This is a genomic window from Streptomyces californicus (assembly GCF_000717645.1).
Lineage (GTDB): Bacteria > Actinomycetota > Actinomycetes > Streptomycetales > Streptomycetaceae > Streptomyces > Streptomyces californicus.
In genome coordinates, this window is sequence record NZ_JNZZ01000006.1 from 15,090 (window position 1) to 35,108 (window position 20,019).

Sequence of the window (20,019 nt, forward strand, 5' to 3'; positions counted from 1 at the left end):
GGGTCACAAGCGGCCGAACAGGGGTCCACCCTGCCATGCACGGTGCACGATTCGGCCGATACCCCCCTCTTCCGGCACTCAGGCCGGGTGGATCTCCCGCCGCATCGCCCGGTGCGGCATGCCCGCGTCGGGGAATTCGGGGCCGTACGCGACGTATCCGAGCCGCTCGTAGAAGCCGAGGGCGTGGGTCTGGGCGTGCAGGTCGACGGCGGTCAGGCCGAGTGCGCGCGCCTCGTCCTCGATGGCGCGGACGAGCGCCGCGCCGACCCCGAGGCCCCGGGCCTCCCGGCCCACGGCGAGCCGGCCGAGCGAGCCGACGCCCGGGGCGCCGCCGGTCTTCCCGGCCGCGGCCGCGCCGTGCAGCAGGCGCCCGGTGCCGAGCGCGGTGCCGTCCGCCGCGACGGCCAGCACGTGCACGGCGGTCGCGTCGTACGCGTCGTACTCCAGCCTCTCGGGCACGTTCTGCTCGCCGACGAAGACGTCCTTGCGGACCTGGAAGCAGGCCGCCAGATCGCTCTCCTCGACGGCCCTGCGCGTGCTGTACGCGCCGGGTCCGGGCGTCACTGGCTCTCCGCCGCGATGGTGTCGAGGGCCTGCCGCAGATCGGCGGGGTACTCGCTGGAGAACTCCACCCAGCTCCCGTCCGCCGGGTGCTCGAAGCCCAGCCGGACGGCGTGCAGCCACTGCCGGGTCAGCTTGAGGCGCTTGGCCAGCGTGGGGTCCGCGCCGTAGGTGATGTCCCCGACGCAGGGGTGGCGGTGAGCCGACATGTGGACCCGGATCTGGTGGGTGCGGCCCGTCTCCAACTTGATGTCGAGGAGGCTGGCGGAGCGGTACGCCTCGATCAGGTCGTAATGGGTCACCGACGGCTTGCCCTCGGCGGTGACCGCCCACTTGTAGTCGTGGTTGGGGTGGCGGCCGATGGGGGCGTCGATGGTGCCGCTCATCGGGTCCGGGTGGCCCTGGACGAGGGCGTGGTACTTCTTCTCGACGACCCGGTCGCGGAACTGGGCCTTGAGCAGGGTGTACGCGCGCTCGGACTTGGCGACGACCATCAGTCCGGAGGTGCCGACGTCGAGGCGGTGGACGATGCCCTGGCGCTCGGCGGCGCCGGAGGTCGAGATCCGGTACCCGGCGGCGGCGAGGCCGCCGATGACGGTGGTGCCGGTCCAGCCGGGGCTGGGGTGGGCGGCGACGCCGACCGGCTTCACGATGACCACGATGTCGTCGTCGTCGTGGACGATCTCCATGCCCTCGACGGGCTCGGCGACGATCTGGACCGGCGGAGCGGCCTGCGGCATCTCCACCTCCAGCCAGGCGCCCCCGTGGACCCGCTCGGACTTCCCGGCCACCGAGCCGTCCACCTGGACCTTCCCGGCGGCGGCCAGCTCGGCGGCCTTGGTGCGGGAGAAGCCGAACATGCGGGCGATGGCGGCGTCGACGCGCTCGCCCTCCAGACCGTCCGGTACGGGCAGGGTGCGGATCTCGGGGTGCGTACTCACCAGTCGAGTATGCCTTGCGCGACACGCTCCCCGTACAGCCCGGTCAGTCCTTGTGGACGGTCCCGTCGGGGTCCAGGCCCTTGAAGGAGAGGATCACGATGAGGATGCCGCCGCAGACGATGGCGGAGTCGGCGAGGTTGAAGACGGCGAAATGCTTGGGGGCGATGAAGTCGACCACCGCGCCCTCGAACACGCCCGGGGCCCGGAAGAGGCGGTCGGTGAGGTTGCCGAGCGCACCGCCCAGGAGGAGTCCCAGGGCGATGGCCCACGGCAGGCTGTAGAGCTTGCGGGCGAGCCGGACGATGACCACGATCACCCCGGCGGCGATGATGGTGAAGATCACCGTGAACGCCTCGCCGAACCCGAACGCGGCGCCCGGGTTCCGGATCGCCCGGAACTGCAGCCAGTCCCCGATGATGTCGATCGGCGGCTGGTGCTCCAGCTTCGCCACCACGATCATCTTCGTGACCAGGTCCAGCGCGTAGGCCACGACGGCCACGGTCAGCAGGGCGAGCACCTTCCGCTTGCCCCTGACCGCGTTCGCGGCGGCGTCGGCGGCGGTGCTGCCGCCCTCGTCCGCGCCCTCGACATCGGGGTTCTCCGGCGTACCGATGATGCGCTCCGCCTCTGCCACGTGAGTCCCTCAACCCTAGGTGCCTGCCTTCGGATGAGGGTACGGCACACCTGTGCGGATCAGCCGCGCCGCTCCTGCTTCTGCTTGTCCTCGACGCAGAGGGTCGCCCGGGGGAACGCCTGCATCCGCGCCTTGCCGATCGGCTTGCCGCAGATCTCGCAGAGCCCGTACGTCCCCGCCTCCAGCCGGGCCAGCGCCCGCTCGGTCTGCTCCAGCATCTCCTGGGCGTTGGCCGCGAGGGCCAGCTCGTGCTCGCGGGTGATGTTCTTGGTGCCGGTGTCGGCCTCGTCGTCGCCCGCGCCGTCGCCGGAGTCCCGCATCAGCCCGGCCAGGGCCGCGCCGGACGTCTCCAGCTCGCTGCGGAGCCGCAGGACCTCGCTGGTCAGCAGGGTGCGCGCCTCGGTGACCTCCTCGGGCGTCCAGGGATCCTCGCCGGGCCGGACGGCCAACTCGTCGGGAGCGGCGGCACGGGCGGGCGGCACGGGGGCGGCGGCCCCCGCGCCTGCTGCGGGACGACTCGCGCTCTTCTTGGCTACCACCGTGGGGGCTCCCGTCTGCTCGGCGGCCGGGGCCGCCTCCGTGGCCGCCGGTGCGGCCTTGTCCGACGCCTTCTCGGCGGCGTCCTGCTCGTCGGCCGGCTCCGTGCCGGCCGCCGTCTTCACGGCCTTCTTCGCCGCCGTCTTCCTGGCGGCGCTCTTCTTCTTCGCCGCCGTCTTCTTGGCGGCGGCCTTCCCGGTGCTCCCGCCGGCCGTCTTGTCCGCGGCCTTCTTCGCCGCCCTCCCGGCCGCCTTCTTCACGGTTCCGGCCGGTGGCTCGTGGGCGTCGTCGTGCTCGGCCGCGGTCTCGTCCGCCGTCTTCTTCGCCACCATGGCCGCGGCCCCTTCACATATTGTGATCTTGCTCGCGAATCGTGCTGGGACGATAAATCGACTCCAGCCCCGCGGCAACGGGGCACGCCGCCCGCTCCCCTTCCCCCGCGTCCGGTCGTGGCACACCTCCCACCGTTGTGCCCAGCTCACCGCCGGGTAATCCGGCCCGCTGGCCCCGTCGCCGGTCCCTCGGGCCCGTCCCGCCACACGGGTCACGCCCGCGCACCCCCGATAACCGGTCGGCCGTCGCCCGTACAGGCCCGTACACTGGCCCCAGCGAGAGGCAGGGACGGGACGAGTAGCGCCGTACGCAGCCGAGAGCGACCCGGGGACGGTGGGAGCCCGGGGGCGAGCGCGTCGTGAAGATCACCCCGGAGCCGCCGGAAGAACACCCCGGACCGTGGACTCCACGGCGCGGGGCCACTAGACCCGGCATCGCACCCCAATGAGGGGGCCGCGGGCGCACGCCCGGGGCCAAGGAGGGTGGTACCGCGGGAGCCGAGACGCTCTCGTCCCTCCGACGGAAGTGGAAGACGTCCGCCGGAGGAAGCCGCACATGACATCGCCGCAGTACCGCCAGGTGCCCGCCCAGGTCGACCTTCCCGCGCTGGAGCACGCCGTGCTCGACTTCTGGCGCGAGAGCAAGGTCTTCGCCAAGAGCCTGGAGCAGTCCGAGGGCCGCCCCGAGTGGGTCTTCTACGAGGGACCGCCCACCGCCAACGGCATGCCGGGCGCCCACCACATCGAGGCCCGCGTCTTCAAGGACGTCTTCCCCCGCTTCCGCACCATGCAGGGCTACCACGTGGGCCGCAAGGCCGGCTGGGACTGCCACGGCCTGCCGGTCGAGCTGGCGGTCGAGAAGGAGCTGGGCTTCAACGGCAAGAAGGACATCGAGGCGTACGGCATCGCCGAGTTCAACGCCAAGTGCCGTGAGTCGGTGACCCGGCACACCGACGCCTTCGCCGAGCTGACGACCCGGATGGGCTACTGGGTCGACCTGGACGACGCGTACCGCACGATGGACCCGGAGTACGTGGACTCCGTGTGGTGGTCGCTGAAGGAGATCTTCGCCAAGGACCTGCTGGTCCAGGACCACCGCGTCGCCCCCTGGTGCCCCCGCTGCGGCACCGGCCTGTCCGACCACGAGCTGGCCCAGGGGTACGAGACGGTCGTCGACCCCTCGGTCTTCGTCCGCTTCCCCCTGACGTCGGGCCCGCTGGCCGGCGAGGCGTCGCTGCTGGTCTGGACGACCACACCCTGGACGCTGGTCTCCAACACGGCGGTCGCCGCGCACCCCGAGGTCCGCTACGTCGTCGCGACGAACGGCGAGGAGAAGCTCGTCGTCGCCGAACCGCTGCTGGAGAAGGCGCTCGGCGAGGGCTGGGAGACGACCGGCGAGTCCTTCACCGGCGCCGAGATGGAACGCTGGACCTACGAACGCCCCTTCGCCCTGGTCGACTTCCCGGCGGAGGCCCATTACGTGGTCAACGCCGAGTACGTCACCACCGAGGACGGTACCGGTTTGGTCCACCAGTCCCCCGCCTTCGGCGCCGACGACCTCGTGGTCTGCCGCTCCTACGGCCTCCCGGTGGTCAACCCGGTCCGCCCCGACGGCACCTTCGAGGAGGACCTGCCGCTGGTCGGCGGCGTCTTCTTCAAGAAGGCCGACGAGGCCCTCGCCGCGGACCTGGACGCGCGCGGCAAGCTCTTCCGCCACGTCCCGTACGAGCACAGCTATCCGCACTGCTGGCGCTGCCACACGGCACTGCTCTACTACGCGCAGCCGTCCTGGTACATCCGCACGACGGCGGTCAAGGACAAGCTGCTCCAGGAGAACGAGAAGACCAACTGGTTCCCGGACTCGGTCAAGAACGGCCGGTTCGGCGACTGGCTGAACAACAACGTCGACTGGGCGCTCTCCCGCAACCGCTACTGGGGCACGCCGCTGCCGATCTGGCGCTGCGAGGACGACCACCTGACGTGCGTGGGCTCGCGGGCGGAACTGACGGAGCTGACGGGCCGGGACCAGTCGTCCCTCGACCCCCACCGCCCCTTCATCGACGAGATCACCTTCACCTGCACGCACGAGAACTGCCAGTTGGAGGCGTACCGCGTCCCGGAGGTCATCGACGCCTGGTACGACTCGGGCTCGATGCCGTTCGCGCAGTGGGGCTACCCGTACAAGAACAAGGAAGTCTTCGAGAGCCGCTACCCGGCGCAGTTCATCTCGGAGGCCATCGACCAGACCCGCGGCTGGTTCTACACGCTGATGGCGGTCGGCACCCTGGTCTTCGACAAGTCGTCCTACGAGAACGTGGTCTGCCTGGGCCACATCCTCGCCGAGGACGGCCGCAAGATGTCCAAGCACCTGGGCAACATCCTCCAGCCGATCCCGCTGATGGACCAGCACGGGGCGGACGCGGTGCGGTGGTTCATGGCCGCCGGCGGCTCCCCGTGGGCGGCCCGCCGGGTGGGCCACGGCACGATCCAGGAGGTCGTCCGCAAGACCCTCCTGACGTACTGGAACACGGTCGCCTTCCAGGCCCTGTACGCGCGCACCTCCGGCTGGGCGCCCTCGGAGGCCGACCCGGCCCCGGCGGACCGCACGGTCCTGGACCGCTGGCTGCTGAGCGAACTCAACGCGCTGGTCGAGCAGATGACGGTCGCGCTGGAGAGCTACGACACCCAGCGCGCCGGCAAGCTGCTCTCGGCGTTCGTCGACGACCTCTCCAACTGGTACGTCCGCCGCTCCCGCCGCCGCTTCTGGCAGGGCGACAAGGCCGCGCTGCGCACGCTGCACGAAGTGGTCGAGACGGTCACGCGGCTGATGGCCCCGCTGGTCCCGTTCATCACCGAGCGGGTCTGGCAGGACCTGGTCGTCCCGGTCACCCCGGGCGCCCCGGAGTCGGTCCACCTGTCGTCGTGGCCCACGGCGGACACCTCGGCGGTCGACCCGACGCTCTCCTCGCAGATGGCGCTGGTGCGCCGCCTGGTGGAGCTGGGCCGGGCGACCCGTGCCGAGTCCGGCGTGAAGACGCGCCAGCCCCTCTCCCGCGCGCTGGTCGCGGCGAGCGGCTTCGAGCACCTCTCCTCCGAACTGCGCGCCCAGATCACGGAGGAGCTGAACGTCTCGTCGCTGGCGTCGCTCTCCGAGGTCGGCGGCTCGCTGGTCGACACGACGGCGAAGGCCAACTTCCGCGCCCTGGGCAAGCGGTTCGGCAAGGGCGTCCAGGCCGTGGCGAAGGCCGTGGCGAACGCGGACGCGGCGGCGCTCTCCCAGGCCCTGCGCGAAGGCACGGCGTCGGTGGAGGTGGAGGGCGAACGGATCGCCCTCGCCCCCGACGAGGTCATCATCACGGAGACCCCGCGCGAGGGCTGGTCGGTCGCCTCGGACTCGGGCGCGACGGTCGCCCTGGACCTGGAGATCACCCCGGAACTGCGCCGCGCCGGTCTGGCCCGTGACGCGATCCGCCTGATCCAGGAGGCCCGCAAGAACAGCGGCCTGGACGTGGCGGACCGTATCGCCGTCCGCTGGACCTCGACGTCCCCCGCGACGGCCGAGGCCCTCACCGAGCACGCCTCCCTCATCGCGGAGGAGGTGCTCGCCCCGGACTACGCACAGGGCGAGGCGGACGAGACGTACGGCACCCCCTTCGAGGACGAGGGCCTGTCCCTCACGTTCCGCCTCCGCAAGCGGTAGCCGCACCCGACCCGCACGACCAGGAGGGCCCGCCGACCCGGCGGGCCCTCCCGCGTACCCGCACAGGCCCTCCCATCCGGTCCGCCCGGCACTACCGAGGACATCTCCCAGCCTCTCCCGCACTTGAGGAACGGGACCCGGCACAGCACCACCCGCGGTCTTCGTCTTCCCAGCCCTTCCGGCACTTGAGGAACGGGACCCGGCGCAGCACCACCGGCAATCTTCGTGCTCCCAACCCCTCCGGCACTTGAGGAACGGAGCCCGGCGCAGCACCACCCGCAGTCTTCGTCTTCCCAGCCTCTCCGGCACTTGAGGAACGGAGCCCGGCGCAGCACCACCCGCAGTCTTCGTCTTCCCAGCCTCTCCGGCACTTGAGGAGCGGAGCCTGGAGCGGAGTCACCCGCAGTCTCCATCTCCCAGCCCCTCCGGCGTTTGAGGAGCGGGGTCCGGGGCGGAGCCCCGGTTTCGGGAAGGGGCGGGGAGGGGAACAGCCCGCCGCAGGCGCCCGCCCCCAGCCCGGCCCGCCCCGGTGGCCGGGGCCCACGCCAAAGGGCCGGGCCCCGGGGAAAATCCCCGGGGCCCGGCCCTCAGCCTGCCGACGGCTACGCGCTCAGCGAGCGCGCCCCGCTCAGTTGTCGTCCTCGTCGATCAGGAACCCGCGCATCGGCGACGGCGCCTGCTGCATCGGCTGCGGCGCCTGCGGCCGCACCGGCGCCATCGGCTGCGTCATCGCGGGCGACATCTGCTGCTGGCCGCCGTAGGACGGCGCGCCGCCCAGCGAGGACTGACCGCCACCCATCTGCTGGCCGCCGTGCCCACCGTGGCTGGAGCTGCCCATGGAGTGACCCATCGCACCCGCACCGGCCGGGGCCAGCGACGGGGACGGCGGCAGCGAAGCCGCGGCCGGGGTCCGCGGCGGGGCGAGCGAGTCGTCCGCCTGGGTCTCCAGCTGACGCAGCTGGCTCTCCAGGTACGACTTCAGCCGCGTGCGGTACTCGCGCTCGAAGCCGCGCAGGTCCTCGACCTTGCGCTCCAGCGTCGCGCGGGCGGACTCCAGCGAGCCCATCGCCACGCGGTGCTTCTCCTGCGCGTCCCGCTCCAGGGCGTCCGCCTTGGCACGGGCGTCCCGCTCCAGGCCCTCGGCGCGGCTGCGCGCCTCGCCGACGATCTTGTTGGCCTCGGAACGGGCCTCCGCGATCGCCTGGTCGGCGGTCTGCTGCGCGAGCGAGAGGACACGGGCGGCGCTGTCGCCACCGGGGCCCTGCCCCTGCTGCTGCATCTGCGGCGGCTGCATCTGCTGCATCTGCTGCTGGGGGTGCTGACCCATGGGGCCGCCCATCGGGCCACCCATGGGACCGCCCTGCATCGGGCCGGGGCCGTGCGGGCCCTGCGGACCGGGGCCGTGGCCACCCTGGGGGCCGTGACCACTGGGACCTGCGGGCAGCTGCGGCGCGCCACCGGGCAGCTGGGGCGGACCCATCTGCGGCTGCTGCTGCTGCTGCGGCGGTCCCGATATGGCGGCGGGCACGGGGGCCCCGGGCCGGTCCTGCTGCTCCGGGGGCTTGCGCATACCCTGCTGCTGCTGTTGCTGCTGCTGGTTCTGCGCGGCGGCACGCGTCGCGGCGGCCAGCTTGGCGCGCAGGTCCTCGTTCTCGCGGAGCAGACGGGTCAGCTCCGATTCGACCTCGTCGAGAAAGGCATCGACCTCGTCCTCGTCATAGCCTTCTCGGAGGCGGACGGTCGTGAACTGCTTGTTCCGCACGTCCTCGGGGGTCAACGGCATCTCTTCTTCACCTCTACGTAGTCGTCGGCAGTCGGCAAGACCGTATCGCTCACAACTTGATCACAACGCTGATCAGGATGTAGACGATGATCATCAGAACGAAGAAGGACAGGTCGAGTGCCACGCCCCCGAGACGCAGCGGCGGAATGAACCGCCGCAGAAGCTTGAGCGGTGGATCGGTGACAGTGTAGGTGGCCTCAAGGACCACCACCATCGCCTTGCCGGGTTGCCATGAACGTGCGAACTGGAAGACGTAGTCCATGACCAGCCGGAAGATCAGCACGATGAGGAAACACATCAGCGCGATGTAGACCACATCCAGTGCGACGCCCATGTCTCGCGCTTCCCTCTCCCCTGGCTCTCGTCAGCTCCGGCCTCATGGCCGGCACCGGCCTCTCGGCCGGGTCGTTCCCGGTGTCGTGTTCTCAGCTCTGGTTGAAGAATCCGCCCTCTGCGATGCGGGCCTTGTCCTCCGCCGTGACATCGACGTTAGCAGGCGACAACAGGAACACCTTCTGCGTCACGCGCTCAATGCTGCCATGGAGACCGAAGACGAGTCCCGCGGCAAAGTCGACAAGTCGCTTCGCGTCCGTATCGTCCATCTCCGTGAGATTCATGATCACCGGAGTGCCCTCACGGAAGTGTTCCCCGATGGTACGGGCCTCGTTGTAGGTCCTGGGGTGCAGCGTGGTGATGCGGTACGGCTCCCGCTCGGACACGACCTTGGGCATGATCACCGGTGCGTTCTTCTCCATGTTGGGACGTTCAGGTGTGATGGACGCCACGGGTGCGATCCGGGCGGGTCGCGGGCTTTCCGCGGGGAGCTGAACCGGCTCGCGCGGAGCGGGCGGTTGCACTACTCGTACCGGTTCGTCCCTTTCGCGCTCACGCTCGCGTTCGCGCTCCACCTGATGTGGGGGCTGGTGCCGCCGCCGGTCGCGTTCGGGCTCCGGCTCAGGTTCGAATTCGTCGTCGGGGTCGAACCCCGGGCCGTCGTACCCATCGTCCTCCACGAGGCCGAGGTAGACCGCCATCTTGCGCATCGCGCCGGCCATGCTCCGAGTCCTCCGCTCTGTGGTGGATCGGCATTCGTCACCAAGTGCCCGCGATCCACGGTGGCCTGCCCGCCATGAGCGGGAATGACCATATTTTCTGCTGTGGTCCGACCTGCTTCGCGACGTTACCCGAGCCGGGGTCGGACTCCGAGTACCGCCGTACCGACGCGGACATGTGTCGCTCCGGCCGCCACCGCGTCCTCCAAGTCCCCGCTCATACCCGCGGAGACCATGTTCGCAGCCGGATGAGCCGACCGCAGTCGGGATGAGATTTCCATCAGCCGCTCGAACGCGGCCCGTTGCCGTCCGGCGTACTCACCGGCCAGCGGGGCCACGGTCATCAGCCCGCCGAGCCGGAGCCCGGGAGCCGCCGCGATCGCGTCCGCCAACTCCTCGACCCCGTCCGGCGCGACGCCGCCGCGCTCACCGCGCTCGCCGCTCTCCGCGTCCAGGGCGACCTGGATCAGACAGCCGAGTTCCCGCTCACCGCGGACCGCGGCGGCCGAGAGCGCGGTGACCAGCTTGGGGCGGTCCACCGACTGCACGATATCGGCATAACTGGTCACAGAACGAACCTTGTTCGTCTGCAGCTGTCCGACAAAGTGCCATGTCAGCGAAAGATCCGCACAGGCGGCGGCCTTGGGGGCGGCGTCCTGGTCACGATTCTCGGCGACATGGCGCACACCGAGTTCGCGCAGGATCCGCACATCGCTCGCGGGGTAGGTCTTGGTGACCACGACGAGGGTCACGTCCTCGCGCGCGCGGCCGGCCGCCGCGCAGGAGGCGGCGATCCGCTCCTCCACCCGCGCGAGGTTCGCGGCGAGTTCAGCCTTACGGTCCGTCATGCCCTATCCGTCCAGCCAGACATATCCGGCGAGCCGCCCGGTGGTGCGGTCGCGTCGGTACGAGAAGTGGTCACCGGATTCGAGGGTGCAGTGCGGCGAGGAGTGCCGGTCCGTCACCCCGAGGGCGGCGAGCTGGGCGTGGACTCCGCCGGTGACGTCGACCGCCGGGGTTCCCCAGCTCGTCTCGGACCAGGTGCCCGGGACCGCTTCGGCGACCTCGGCGCGCATCGCCTCCGGCACCTCGTAGCACCGGCCGCAGACGGCCGGCCCGGTGTGCGCCGTGATGCGGGAGGGGTGTGCGCCGAGCGCGACCATGGCCTCGACCGTCGCCGGAACGACTCCGGCGACCAGTCCCGGCCGCCCGGCGTGCGCCGCCCCCGCGACCCGGGCGACCGGGTCCGCGAGGAGGACGGGCGTGCAGTCGGCGGCGAGGACCGCGAGCGGCAGCCCGCGCCGGGCGGTCACCACCGCGTCCACCGCAGGGATGTCGGCGTCCGCGCCCCAGGGCCCGTCCACCACGGCGACGTCCCGGCCGTGCACCTGGTTCATCCAGACGACCCGCGCCGGATCGATGCCCAGGTCGCGGGCGGCACGCTCCCGGTTCGCGCCGACGGCGGCGGGGTCGTCTCCGACCGCGCCGCCGAGGTTGAGCTCACCGTACGGGGCGGAGCTCACCCCGCCCCACCGGTCGGTGAAGGCGAAGTGGGCACTGCCCGTGACGGCTACCGCCGGGTGCTGTCCTATCACTTCAAGAAGTCCGGTACGTCCAGCTCTTCGGCCTGGGTGTCCTGGTAGGGACGGGCCGTCGGGACGTGCGGCGGGGAGACGGGCGGGAGCGTGCTCTCGCTCGCGGCCGGCGCGGGGGCCGGCTGCTCGGCCGGGGCCGGGCTCTCCTCGCGCGGCGGAACGGAGCCGAGTCCGCCCGCCGGGCGCACCGGCTCGGGGGTGGCGGGCCTGGCCGGAGCGGCCGGCTCCTCCCGCTTGGCGCTGTTGGCGCCGAGCACGTTCTCGCGGCGGGCCGGCGGCTGTCCGCCGTCGAAGCCGGCGGCGATCACGGTGACCCGGACCTCGTCGCCCAGGGCGTCGTCGATGACGGCCCCGAAGATGATGTTGGCCTCGGGGTGGGCCGCCTCGCTCACCAGTTGGGCGGCCTCGTTGATCTCGAAGAGACCGAGGTCGCTGCCGCCGGAGATGGAGAGCAGGACCCCACGGGCGCCGTCGATGGAGGCTTCCAGGAGCGGCGAGGAGATCGCCATCTCGGCCGCCGCCACCGCGCGGTCGTCGCCGCGCGCCGAACCGATGCCCATGAGCGCCGACCCGGCCTCGGACATGACCGACTTGACGTCGGCGAAGTCGAGGTTGATCAGCCCCGGGGTGGTGATGAGGTCGGTGATGCCCTGGACGCCCGAGAGCAGTACCTGGTCGGCCGACTTGAACGCGTCGAGCACGCTGACCTGGCGGTCCGAGATGGACAGCAGGCGGTCGTTGGGAATGACGATGAGGGTGTCGACCTCTTCGCGGAGCTCGGCGATGCCGTCCTCCGCCTGGTTCGCGCGTCGCCGGCCCTCGAAGGTGAACGGGCGGGTGACCACACCGATCGTCAGGGCGCCGAGCGAGCGCGCGATGTTGGCGACGACAGGTGCGCCGCCGGTGCCGGTGCCGCCGCCTTCTCCGGCGGTGACGAAGACCATGTCGGCCCCCTTGAGGACCTCCTCGATCTCCTCACGGTGGTCCTCTGCCGCCTTACGACCGACGGCCGGGTTCGCCCCGGCGCCGAGGCCCCGGGTGAGTTCACGGCCGACGTCGAGCTTGACGTCGGCGTCGCTCATCAACAGAGCCTGTGCGTCCGTGTTGATGGCGATGAACTCGACGCCCTTGAGACCGACCTCGATCATTCGGTTGATGGCATTGACACCACCGCCGCCGACACCGATGACCTTGATGACTGCGAGGTAGTTCTGCGGTGCTGCCACGTCGAAGGCCTCTCGCCTCGAGTTACGTGTCGTCGCTCTGCGGTGGCCCCGCGGCGACGACTGATGTCGATGGGGACGGTCCGAACGCCGACCCAAACCCTAACGTTCAAGTTTAGGGTTAACAGTGTGTCTGCTTCCTGGACTCTTCCGAACAGGACACTAAGTCGACAAGTGGCGCCCGTTCAACGAACACGCCGAACCTCCCGTTTTTCTTTTCACCCTATGTGATCACCCGTAGCGCTGACCAACCAGGGTGCTGGCCAGCACAAATACCCGTCAACTCCCCGAAACCGCCGGGGCGGTGGGGGCACTTACGTCGAAGTGTTCCGCTTTGGGCGACGCCTTCATCAGCGCGGTCAGGACACGCGCCTTGACCGCCCCGTCCTCGCCGCTCCCCCAGGTCACCACGCGGTCGCGGGTGAGCCGCAGGGAGATGGCGTCGTACGAGAGGACCCGGACGGCTTGCGCGTCGGACGCCACGGCCTCGGGGAGGTCGCCGGCGACCCGGACGGCTTCCCGCACCAGGCGGTCCTCGCCGAACCGGCGCAGACTCACGGACGGTTCGGGCTCCAGTTCCAGCAGGGGAACGCCCTTCGGGGCCTTGTCCACCGTCGCGAAGCGCACGCCCTCGGTGTCCACTTCCACGAACTTCCCGCCCTTTTCGACGAGAAGTACCGGTTTCCGCTCGGTCACCTCGAGGCCGATGCCGTCCGGCCACGACCGAACGACGTCGACTGTGTCGATACGAGGCAACTTCTGGCGCAACCGGCGTTCCATGGCGTCGGTGTCCACGGAGACGAGGGGGGCGCCGAGCGGAGTGGCCGCAGCCGCTTCCACTTCTTCGCGGCTCAGCACCTCGACCCCGCTCGTCCGGACCTCCGCCACGCGGAACCAGGAGGAGCCGTAGAGGGCCCAGACCACGAACGCGGTGAGCAGGGCGGCCGCGACGCCGATCAGGACCAGCAGCAGACGGCGGCCGATCCGGGGCCCCTCGGGGCCGATGTGCGGGGGGCGGGCGGAGGTGTCCGTCCGCCCGGGTGCGCCGCGCTGGGCGGTCGTCGGTCCGGCCACGCTCGCTCCTTCGCCGGACCCGGGGCGCCCGCCCCGGGTCCGCACCGCATCGCGCCGCACGCCTAACGGCGCGCGGCGATCGCTTCGTACACCATGCCGACGAGCAGGTCGTCGGCGTCGCGCCGGCCGAACTCCGCCGCGGCACGTGACATTTCGTACAGCCGGTGCGGATCCGACAGTACCGGCAGGACGTTGCCCTGCACCCATTCCGGGGTGAGCGCCGCGTCGTCCACCAGCAGACCGCCGCCGGCGTTGACCACCGGCTGGGCATTGAGCCGCTGTTCGCCGTTGCCGATGGGCAGCGGGACGTACGCGGCGGGGAGCCCGACGGCGGAGAGTTCGGCGACGGTCATCGCGCCCGCGCGGCAGAGCATCATGTCGGCCGCGGCGTACGCGAGGTCCATCCGGTCCACGTACGGTACCGGGATGTAGGGCGGCATTCCGGGCATGTTGTCCACGCGCGGCAGTTCGTTCTTGGGGCCGACCACGTGGAGGATCTGGATGCCGGAGCGCTGGAGCAGCGGCGCGACCCGCTGGACGACCTCGTTGAGGTGGCGCGCGCCCTGCGAGCCGCCGGAGACCAGCAGCGTCGGCAGGTTGGGGTCGAGCTGGAAGGAGGCGCGGGCCTCCGGCCGGACCCGGGCGCGGTCCAGGGTGGCGATGGTGCGGCGGAGCGGGATGCCGATGTAGCGGGCGCCGCGCAGCTTGCTGTCCGGAGTGGAGACGGCGACCCCGTGCGCGTACCGCGAACCGATCTTGTTGGCCAGGCCCGGGCGGGCGTTGGCCTCGTGGACCACGATCGGCACCCCGGCGCGCTTGGCGGCGAGGTAGCCGGGAAGGGCGACGTAACCGCCGAAGCCGACCACGCAGTCCGCCTTGGTGCGCTCCAGGATCTGCTCGGCGGCCTTGATGGTGCCGCGCAGCCGGCCCGGGACGGTGATCAGCTCGGGCGTGGGCTTGCGGGGCAACGGCACGGCGGGGATGAGCGCCAGCTCGTACCCCCGCTCGGGCACGAGCCTGGTCTCCAGTCCGCGTTCCGTGCCGAGGGCAGTGATTCCCACGGTCGGGTCCTGCCTGCGCAGGGCGTCTGCGAGGGCAAGCGCGGGCTCGATGTGTCCGGCGGTCCCCCCGCCGGCGAGTACGACATGCACCGAAATTCACCGCTCTCCGGACGAACGCTTCTTGACGCGCCGTCTCATCGTCTTCCATCTCACCCCGGGCTTCCGCATGGCCAGGGCCGTCTTCGCGGCGGGGTCGTCCCGCGCGAAGGCGATCATGAGCCCGACCGCGAACATCGTCGGCAGCAGGGCGGACCCGCCGTAGGAGAACAGCGGGAGCGGGACACCGGCAATCGGCAACAGGCCGAGCACCGCACCGATGTTGATCACGGCCTGGGCCATGATCCAGGTGGTCACGCCTCCCGCGGCAAACCTGACGAAGGGGTCCTCCGTGCGTCCGGCCACGCGGATACCCGCATAGCCTAGAGCCGCGAACAGGGCGAGCACGGACAGCGTCCCCGCCAGACCCAGTTCCTCACCGGTGATCGCGAAGATGAAGTCGGTGTGGGGTTCCGGGAGTTGGCCCCATTTTTCCACACTCGCACCCAGCCCGGAACCGAACCATCCGCCGGAGGCCAGCGCGTAGATTCCGTGAGCGGCCTGCCAGCAGCCGGCCTCCGGATCGGGTTCGCCGACGACGCCCATGCAGGAGAGCCGGGACATCCGGTTGGGGCTGGTCCAGATCAGCAGGACCGCCATCGCGGCGGCGAACCCCAGCACTCCGGCGAAGAGCCGCGTGGGGGCCCCGGCCAGCCAGAGCAGCCCGAACAGGATCGCCGTGAGAATGATCGCGGTCCCCATGTCGCCGCCGAGCATGATCAGCCCGAGCAGCATGAAGGCCACGGGGACGAGCGGCACGAGCATGTGCTTCCACTGCGTCAGCAACCGCTTGTCCTGCTTGCGGGCGAGCAGGTCCGCGCCCCACAGGATGAGGGCGAGCTTGCCGAACTCGCTGGGCTGGAGCTGGAACGGGCCGCCGAGGTAGATCCAGTTCTGGTTGCCGTTGACCGACATCCCTATCCCCGGCACCTGGACCAGCACCATGAGGAAGACGGTGACCATCAGTATCGGGTAGGCCAGCGCCCGGTGCAGTTTCACCGGCATGCGGGCGGCGGCGGCCATCAGCCCGCCGCCGATGACCGCGGCGACGAACTGTTTGCCGAAGAAGTACGTCGCGGGCTTGCTGAGGTTCAACGCCTGGATCATCGAGGCGGAGTAGACCATCACCAGGCCCAGCACGGTGATCAGGAGGCTGGAGCCGAGGATCACGTAGTAGGCGGTCAGCGGCCGGTCCCAGGCCCGCCGTGCCCGTTCGTACGCCCGACGCGGCCCGCCGCCGCGTCCGGTGCTCGGAGTACGGGGACCGGAGCCGCCGCGTCCGGAGCCGCGGGGCGTCTCGGGGCGCCGGGAGCCGGTGGCGAGCCGTCCGCGCAGGGCGAGGCCCGCGGGCAGCGGCACGGCGCCCGGGGCGGGCGCCGCGGTCAGGGGGCGCGGCACCGAGGCCCGTGCGCTCCCCCGCCGTACGGCGGATCTCTCGTCGGCCGGCATTGTCGCTGTCCCCTCCACTGCTCGTGCCCGGGGCCCGTGACCCCGGGCGCGGAGGCCCGGTCGGTCAGGCGGTCTCGTCGGCGCGCGCGCGGACCGCGTCCGCGAACGCCTCGCCCCGCTTGTTGTAGTTGGTGAACATGTCCATCGAGGCACAGGCCGGGGCCAGCAGCACCGTGTCGCCCGGCCGGGCGAGCTCGGCGGCCCGCGCCACCGCTTCGGACATCGCCCCAGTGTCGGTCCGGTCGAGGTCGACCACCGGGACGTCGGGGGCGTGTCGTGTGAGGGCTTCGTGGATCAGGGCGCGGTCGGCGCCCATCAGCACGACCCCGCGCAGCCGCTTCGCCGCGCCGGTGACCAGCTCGTCGAAGGTGGCGCCCTTCGCCAGTCCGCCGGCGATCCAGACGATGGAGTCGTAGGCGGCGAGCGACGCCTCGGTGGCATGGGTGTTGGTGGCCTTGGAGTCGTCCACGTAGGCGACTTCGCCGATGTCCGCGACGTGTTCGATGCGGTGGGCGTCCGGCCGGAAGGCCCGCAGCCCGTCGCGTACGGCGGCCGGCTCCACGCCGAACGCGCGGGCCAGGGCCGCGGCCGCGAGGGCGTTGGCGACGTTGTGCGGGGCGGGCGGGTTGACGTCGGCGACCTCGGCCAGCTCCTGGGCCTGCTTCTGGCGGTCGGCGACGAACGCCCGGTCGACGAGGAGGCCGTCGACCACGCCGAGCTGCGAGGGGCCGGGGGTGCCGAGGGTGAAGCCGATGGCGCGGCAGCCCTCCTCGACGTCGGCCTCGCGGACCAGCTCCTCGGTGGCCGGGTCGGCCGCGTTGTAGACGCAGGCGACGGTGTTGCCCTCGTAGACCCGGCCCTTGTCGGCGGCGTACGCCTCCATCGAGCCGTGCCAGTCGAGGTGGTCCGGGGCGAGGTTGAGGACGGCGGCGGAGTGGGCGCGCAGGGAGGGCGCCCAGTGCAGCTGGTAGCTGGAGAGTTCGACGGCGAGGACGTCGTACTCCGTCTCGCCGAGCACGGCGTCCAGCAGCGATACGCCGATGTTGCCGACGGCCGCGGTGCGCAGGCCCGCGGCCTCCAGGATGGACGCCAGCATCCGTACGGTGGTGGTCTTGCCGTTGGTCCCGGTGACCGCGAGCCAGGGCGCGGGCTCGCGGCCGTCGTCGCCGCGCAGGCGCCAGGCGAGTTCGACGTCGCCCCAGACCGGGACGCCCGCCTCGGCGGCAGCCAGGAAGAGCGGTTTGTTCGGCTGCCAGCCGGGGGCGGTGACGACGAGTTCCGTGGACGGCGGCAGGGTGGCGCCGTCGCCGAGGCGCACGGTGACACCGAGCGCCTCCAGTTCGGCCGCCTGCGCGCGGGAGCGTTCGTCGTCGCCGTCGTTGACGACGGTGACGAGCGCGCCGCGCTCGTGCAGGGCGCGGGCAGCGGGGATGCCGCTGACGCCGAGCCCGGCGACGGTGACGTGCTTGCCCTGCCAGTCCACGGTGCTCACTTCTTGGCTGCCCATCCCGCGTAGAAGAGGCCGAGTCCGACGATCACGCACATGCCCTGGATGATCCAGAAGCGGACCACGACGAGGACTTCGGACCAGCCCTTGAGTTCGAAGTGGTGCTGGAGCGGCGCCATCCGGAAGACCCGCTTGCCGGTCATCTTGAACGAACCGACCTGGATGACCACGGACATGGTGATCATCACGAAGAGGCCGCCGAGGATGGCGAGCAGGAACTCCGTGCGGGACAGGATCGCGAGGCCCGCGAGGGCGCCGCCGAGGGCCAGCGAACCGGTGTCGCCCATGAAGATCTTGGCCGGCGAGGTGTTCCACCACAGGAAGCCGAAGCAGGCGCCCATGAGCGCGGCGGCGACGACGGCGAGGTCGAGCGGGTCGCGCACCTCGAAACAGGCGCTCGGGTTGGTCAGGTTGTCAGCGTTGGCACAGGACTCCTGGAACTGCCAGAGGCCGATGAAGGTGTACGCGCCGAAGACCATCACCGAGGCGCCGGTGGCCAGACCGTCGAGGCCGTCGGTGAGGTTCACGCCGTTGGACATGGCGAGGATCATGAACAGCGCCCAGACGCAGAACAGCACCGGGCCGATCGACCAGCCGAAGTCCTCGACGAACGAGAGCCGGGTGGAGGCCGGGGTGTAGTTCATGGAGTTCGGGAACTGGAGCGAGAGCACCGCGAAGGCGATGCCGACGATCAGCTGCCCGGCCATCTTCGCCTTGGCCCGCAGACCGAGCGAACGCTGCTTGACGATCTTGATGTAGTCGTCGAGGAAGCCGACGAGGCCCATGCCCGCCATGAGGAAGAGCACGAGCACGCCGGAGTAGCGGATGTCCTCACCCGTGATGATCTTCGCGAGGAGGTACGCGATGATCGTCGCCAGGATGAAGGCGATACCGCCCATCGTGGGCGTGCCCTTCTTGCTGCCGTGGGTGCGCGGGCCGTCGTCCCGGATGAACTGCCCGTATCCCTTGCGGGCCAGCAGCTTGATCAGCAGCGGGGTACCGACCAGGGTCAGGAAGAGCCCGATGGCCCCCGCGAAGAGGATCTGCCTCATCGGCCGGTGACCTCGCCCTCGGTCGAGTTCTCCAGCAGTGCCTGGGCGACCTTCTCCAGGCCGACCGACCGGGACGCCTTCACCAGCACGACGTCTCCCGGGCGCAGTTCACTGCGCAACAGGTCGACGGCCGCCTGTGCGTCGGACACGTGCACCGACTCCTCACCCCACGAACCCTCGTTAGATGCGCCCAGTTGCAGCCAGGAGGCTTCTCTCCCCCCGACAGCGACGAGCTTGCTGACGTTGAGCCGGACGGCGAGCCGTCCGACCGCGTCGTGCTCGGCGAGCGACGCGTCACCGAGCTCGGCCATCTGACCGAGCACCGCCCAGGTGCGCCCCCCGTCGGCCCCTCGGGCCTGGCCCATGGCGGCCAGCGCACGCAGTGCGGCTCTCATGGATTCGGGGTTCGCGTTGTAGGCGTCGTTGACGACGGTCACACCGTCCGGACGCTCGGTGACCTCCATGCGCCAGCGGGAGAGGGTGCCCGCCTCCGAGAGCGCCTCGGCGATCTCGGTCACGGACATGCCCAACTCATGGGCGACGGCGGCCGCGGCGAGCGCGTTCGACACGTGGTGCTCACCGTACAGGCGCATGGTCACATCGCTGCACCCGGTGGGTGTGTGGAGCTCGAAGGCGGGCCGCCCGTCGGGGGTCATCCGGACCTTCTCGCCCCGTACGTCCGCTTCGGGCGCTTCTCCGAAGAGCAGGACGCGGGCCTTGGTGCGCGAGGCCATCGCCCGGACGAGGGGGTCGTCGGCGTTGAGCACCGCGCAGCCGTCCTCGGGGAGGCCCTCGACCATCTCGCCCTTGGCCTGGGCGATGGCCTCCCGGCTGCCGAACTCGCCGAGGTGCGCGGAGCCGACGTTGAGGACCAGGCCGATGCGGGGCGGGGTCAGCTCGGTGAGGTACCGGATGTGGCCGATGCCCCGGGCGCCCATCTCCAGGACCAGGTGCTCGGTCTCGGGGGTGGCGGTGAGGGCGGTGAGTGGCAGTCCGATCTCGTTGTTGAGCGAGCCGGGCGTCCAGACGGTCGGGCCCTTGCGCTGGAGGAGCTGCGCGATGAGGTCCTTGGTGGACGTCTTGCCCGCCGATCCGGTGAGGGCGACGACGGTGGTGCCGAGGCGCTCCACGGCGGCCCGGGCGAGGGCGCCGAGCGCGCCGACGACGTCGTCCACGACGATCGCCGGAACGCCGACGGGGCGGGCCGCCAGGACGGCTGCCGCACCCGCCTCGACGGCCCGCCGGGCGTAGTCGTGGCCGTCGACCCGCTCGCCGGCGAACGCGGCGAACAGGCTGCCGGGCGCGACCTCGCGGGAGTCGATGACGACGGGCCCGGTCACGGTGACCGCCGGATCCGGTATGTCGTGCGACTGCCCGCCGACGATTTCGGCGATCTCGGCGAGGGAAAGGGTGATCACTTGG

The 20,019-nt window shown here is 71.1% G+C and carries 17 protein-coding genes; 1 reads left to right on the forward strand and 16 read right to left on the reverse strand.

All coding sequences use genetic code 11. The features are described 5' to 3' along the window. Positions 1-78: 78 nt before the first annotated feature. From IF19_RS0109430 to IF19_RS0109445, 4 genes are read right to left on the reverse strand one after another with little or no spacing between them, the layout of a single operon-like run. The gene (locus tag IF19_RS0109430) at positions 79-564 is read right to left on the reverse strand and encodes a GNAT family N-acetyltransferase (RefSeq protein WP_030117770.1); all 486 of its coding nucleotides are present in this window, start codon (positions 562-564) and stop codon (positions 79-81) included. Next, on the reverse strand, positions 561-1,502 hold the full coding sequence (locus IF19_RS0109435) for an RluA family pseudouridine synthase (RefSeq protein ID WP_030191712.1): 942 nt from the start codon (positions 1,500-1,502) through the stop codon (positions 561-563). Before IF19_RS0109435 ends, IF19_RS0109430 begins: the two co-directional genes overlap by 4 nt. Positions 1,503-1,545: 43 nt before the next feature. Then, complete coding sequence (gene lspA, locus IF19_RS0109440) at positions 1,546-2,136, reverse strand: signal peptidase II (RefSeq protein WP_030117772.1); 591 nt, start codon at positions 2,134-2,136, stop codon at positions 1,546-1,548. Between the two features lie 59 nt (positions 2,137-2,195). Next, positions 2,196-3,005 carry a TraR/DksA family transcriptional regulator gene (locus IF19_RS0109445; protein WP_030117773.1) on the reverse strand — a complete coding sequence of 270 codons (810 nt, stop codon included), beginning with the start codon at positions 3,003-3,005 and terminating at the stop codon, positions 2,196-2,198. Positions 3,006-3,561: 556 nt separating this feature from the next. On the opposite strand from IF19_RS0109445, the gene ileS reads away from it, so the two are divergent. Further along, complete coding sequence (ileS, locus tag IF19_RS0109450; RefSeq protein WP_030117774.1) at positions 3,562-6,705, forward strand: isoleucine--tRNA ligase; 3,144 nt, start codon at positions 3,562-3,564, stop codon at positions 6,703-6,705. A 628-nt stretch (positions 6,706-7,333) separates the two neighbouring features. Here the strand turns inward: ileS and IF19_RS0109455 are convergent. The 12 genes from IF19_RS0109455 to IF19_RS0109510 all read right to left on the reverse strand — a co-directional run bounded on the left by IF19_RS0109455 (position 7,334) and on the right by IF19_RS0109510 (position 20,015). Continuing rightward, positions 7,334-8,488: a DivIVA domain-containing protein gene (locus IF19_RS0109455; RefSeq protein WP_030277292.1), complete on the reverse strand. Its 1,155-nt coding sequence runs from the start codon at positions 8,486-8,488 to the stop codon at positions 7,334-7,336. Between the two features lie 49 nt (positions 8,489-8,537). Next, positions 8,538-8,822, reverse strand: coding sequence for a YggT family protein (locus tag IF19_RS0109460; protein ID WP_030117776.1), 285 nt, complete (start codon positions 8,820-8,822; stop codon positions 8,538-8,540). Positions 8,823-8,913: 91 nt separating this feature from the next. Beyond that, entirely contained in the window at positions 8,914-9,543 is a 630-nt protein-coding gene (locus tag IF19_RS0109465) for a cell division protein SepF (protein WP_030117777.1), read from the reverse strand. Between the two features lie 125 nt (positions 9,544-9,668). Next, positions 9,669-10,388 (reverse strand): YggS family pyridoxal phosphate-dependent enzyme, encoded by a 720-nt coding sequence (locus tag IF19_RS0109470; protein WP_030117778.1) that lies wholly within the window; start codon positions 10,386-10,388, stop codon positions 9,669-9,671. Between the two features lie 3 nt (positions 10,389-10,391). Then, positions 10,392-11,135: a peptidoglycan editing factor PgeF gene (pgeF, locus tag IF19_RS0109475; protein ID WP_030117779.1), complete on the reverse strand. Its 744-nt coding sequence runs from the start codon at positions 11,133-11,135 to the stop codon at positions 10,392-10,394. After that, entirely contained in the window at positions 11,132-12,361 is a 1,230-nt protein-coding gene (gene ftsZ, locus IF19_RS0109480; RefSeq protein WP_030121774.1) for a cell division protein FtsZ, read from the reverse strand. Before ftsZ ends, pgeF begins: the two co-directional genes overlap by 4 nt. Positions 12,362-12,637: 276 nt before the next feature. Continuing rightward, entirely contained in the window at positions 12,638-13,432 is a 795-nt protein-coding gene (locus IF19_RS0109485) for a cell division protein FtsQ/DivIB (RefSeq protein ID WP_030117781.1), read from the reverse strand. 62 nt (positions 13,433-13,494) lie between these two features. Further along, positions 13,495-14,583, reverse strand: a complete 1,089-nt coding sequence (murG, locus tag IF19_RS0109490) for an undecaprenyldiphospho-muramoylpentapeptide beta-N-acetylglucosaminyltransferase (protein WP_030117782.1) — start codon at positions 14,581-14,583, stop codon at positions 13,495-13,497. Positions 14,584-14,589: 6 nt separating this feature from the next. Next, positions 14,590-16,038: a putative lipid II flippase FtsW gene (gene ftsW / locus IF19_RS0109495; protein WP_170757442.1), complete on the reverse strand. Its 1,449-nt coding sequence runs from the start codon at positions 16,036-16,038 to the stop codon at positions 14,590-14,592. A 64-nt stretch (positions 16,039-16,102) separates the two neighbouring features. Further along, positions 16,103-17,545: a UDP-N-acetylmuramoyl-L-alanine--D-glutamate ligase gene (gene murD / locus IF19_RS0109500; protein WP_172674273.1), complete on the reverse strand. Its 1,443-nt coding sequence runs from the start codon at positions 17,543-17,545 to the stop codon at positions 16,103-16,105. Further along, on the reverse strand, positions 17,527-18,597 hold the full coding sequence (mraY, locus tag IF19_RS0109505; RefSeq protein WP_030117785.1) for a phospho-N-acetylmuramoyl-pentapeptide-transferase: 1,071 nt from the start codon (positions 18,595-18,597) through the stop codon (positions 17,527-17,529). Before mraY ends, murD begins: the two co-directional genes overlap by 19 nt. Then, complete coding sequence (locus tag IF19_RS0109510) at positions 18,594-20,015, reverse strand: UDP-N-acetylmuramoyl-tripeptide--D-alanyl-D-alanine ligase (protein WP_030277295.1); 1,422 nt, start codon at positions 20,013-20,015, stop codon at positions 18,594-18,596. Before IF19_RS0109510 ends, mraY begins: the two co-directional genes overlap by 4 nt. Positions 20,016-20,019: the final 4 nt, after the last annotated feature.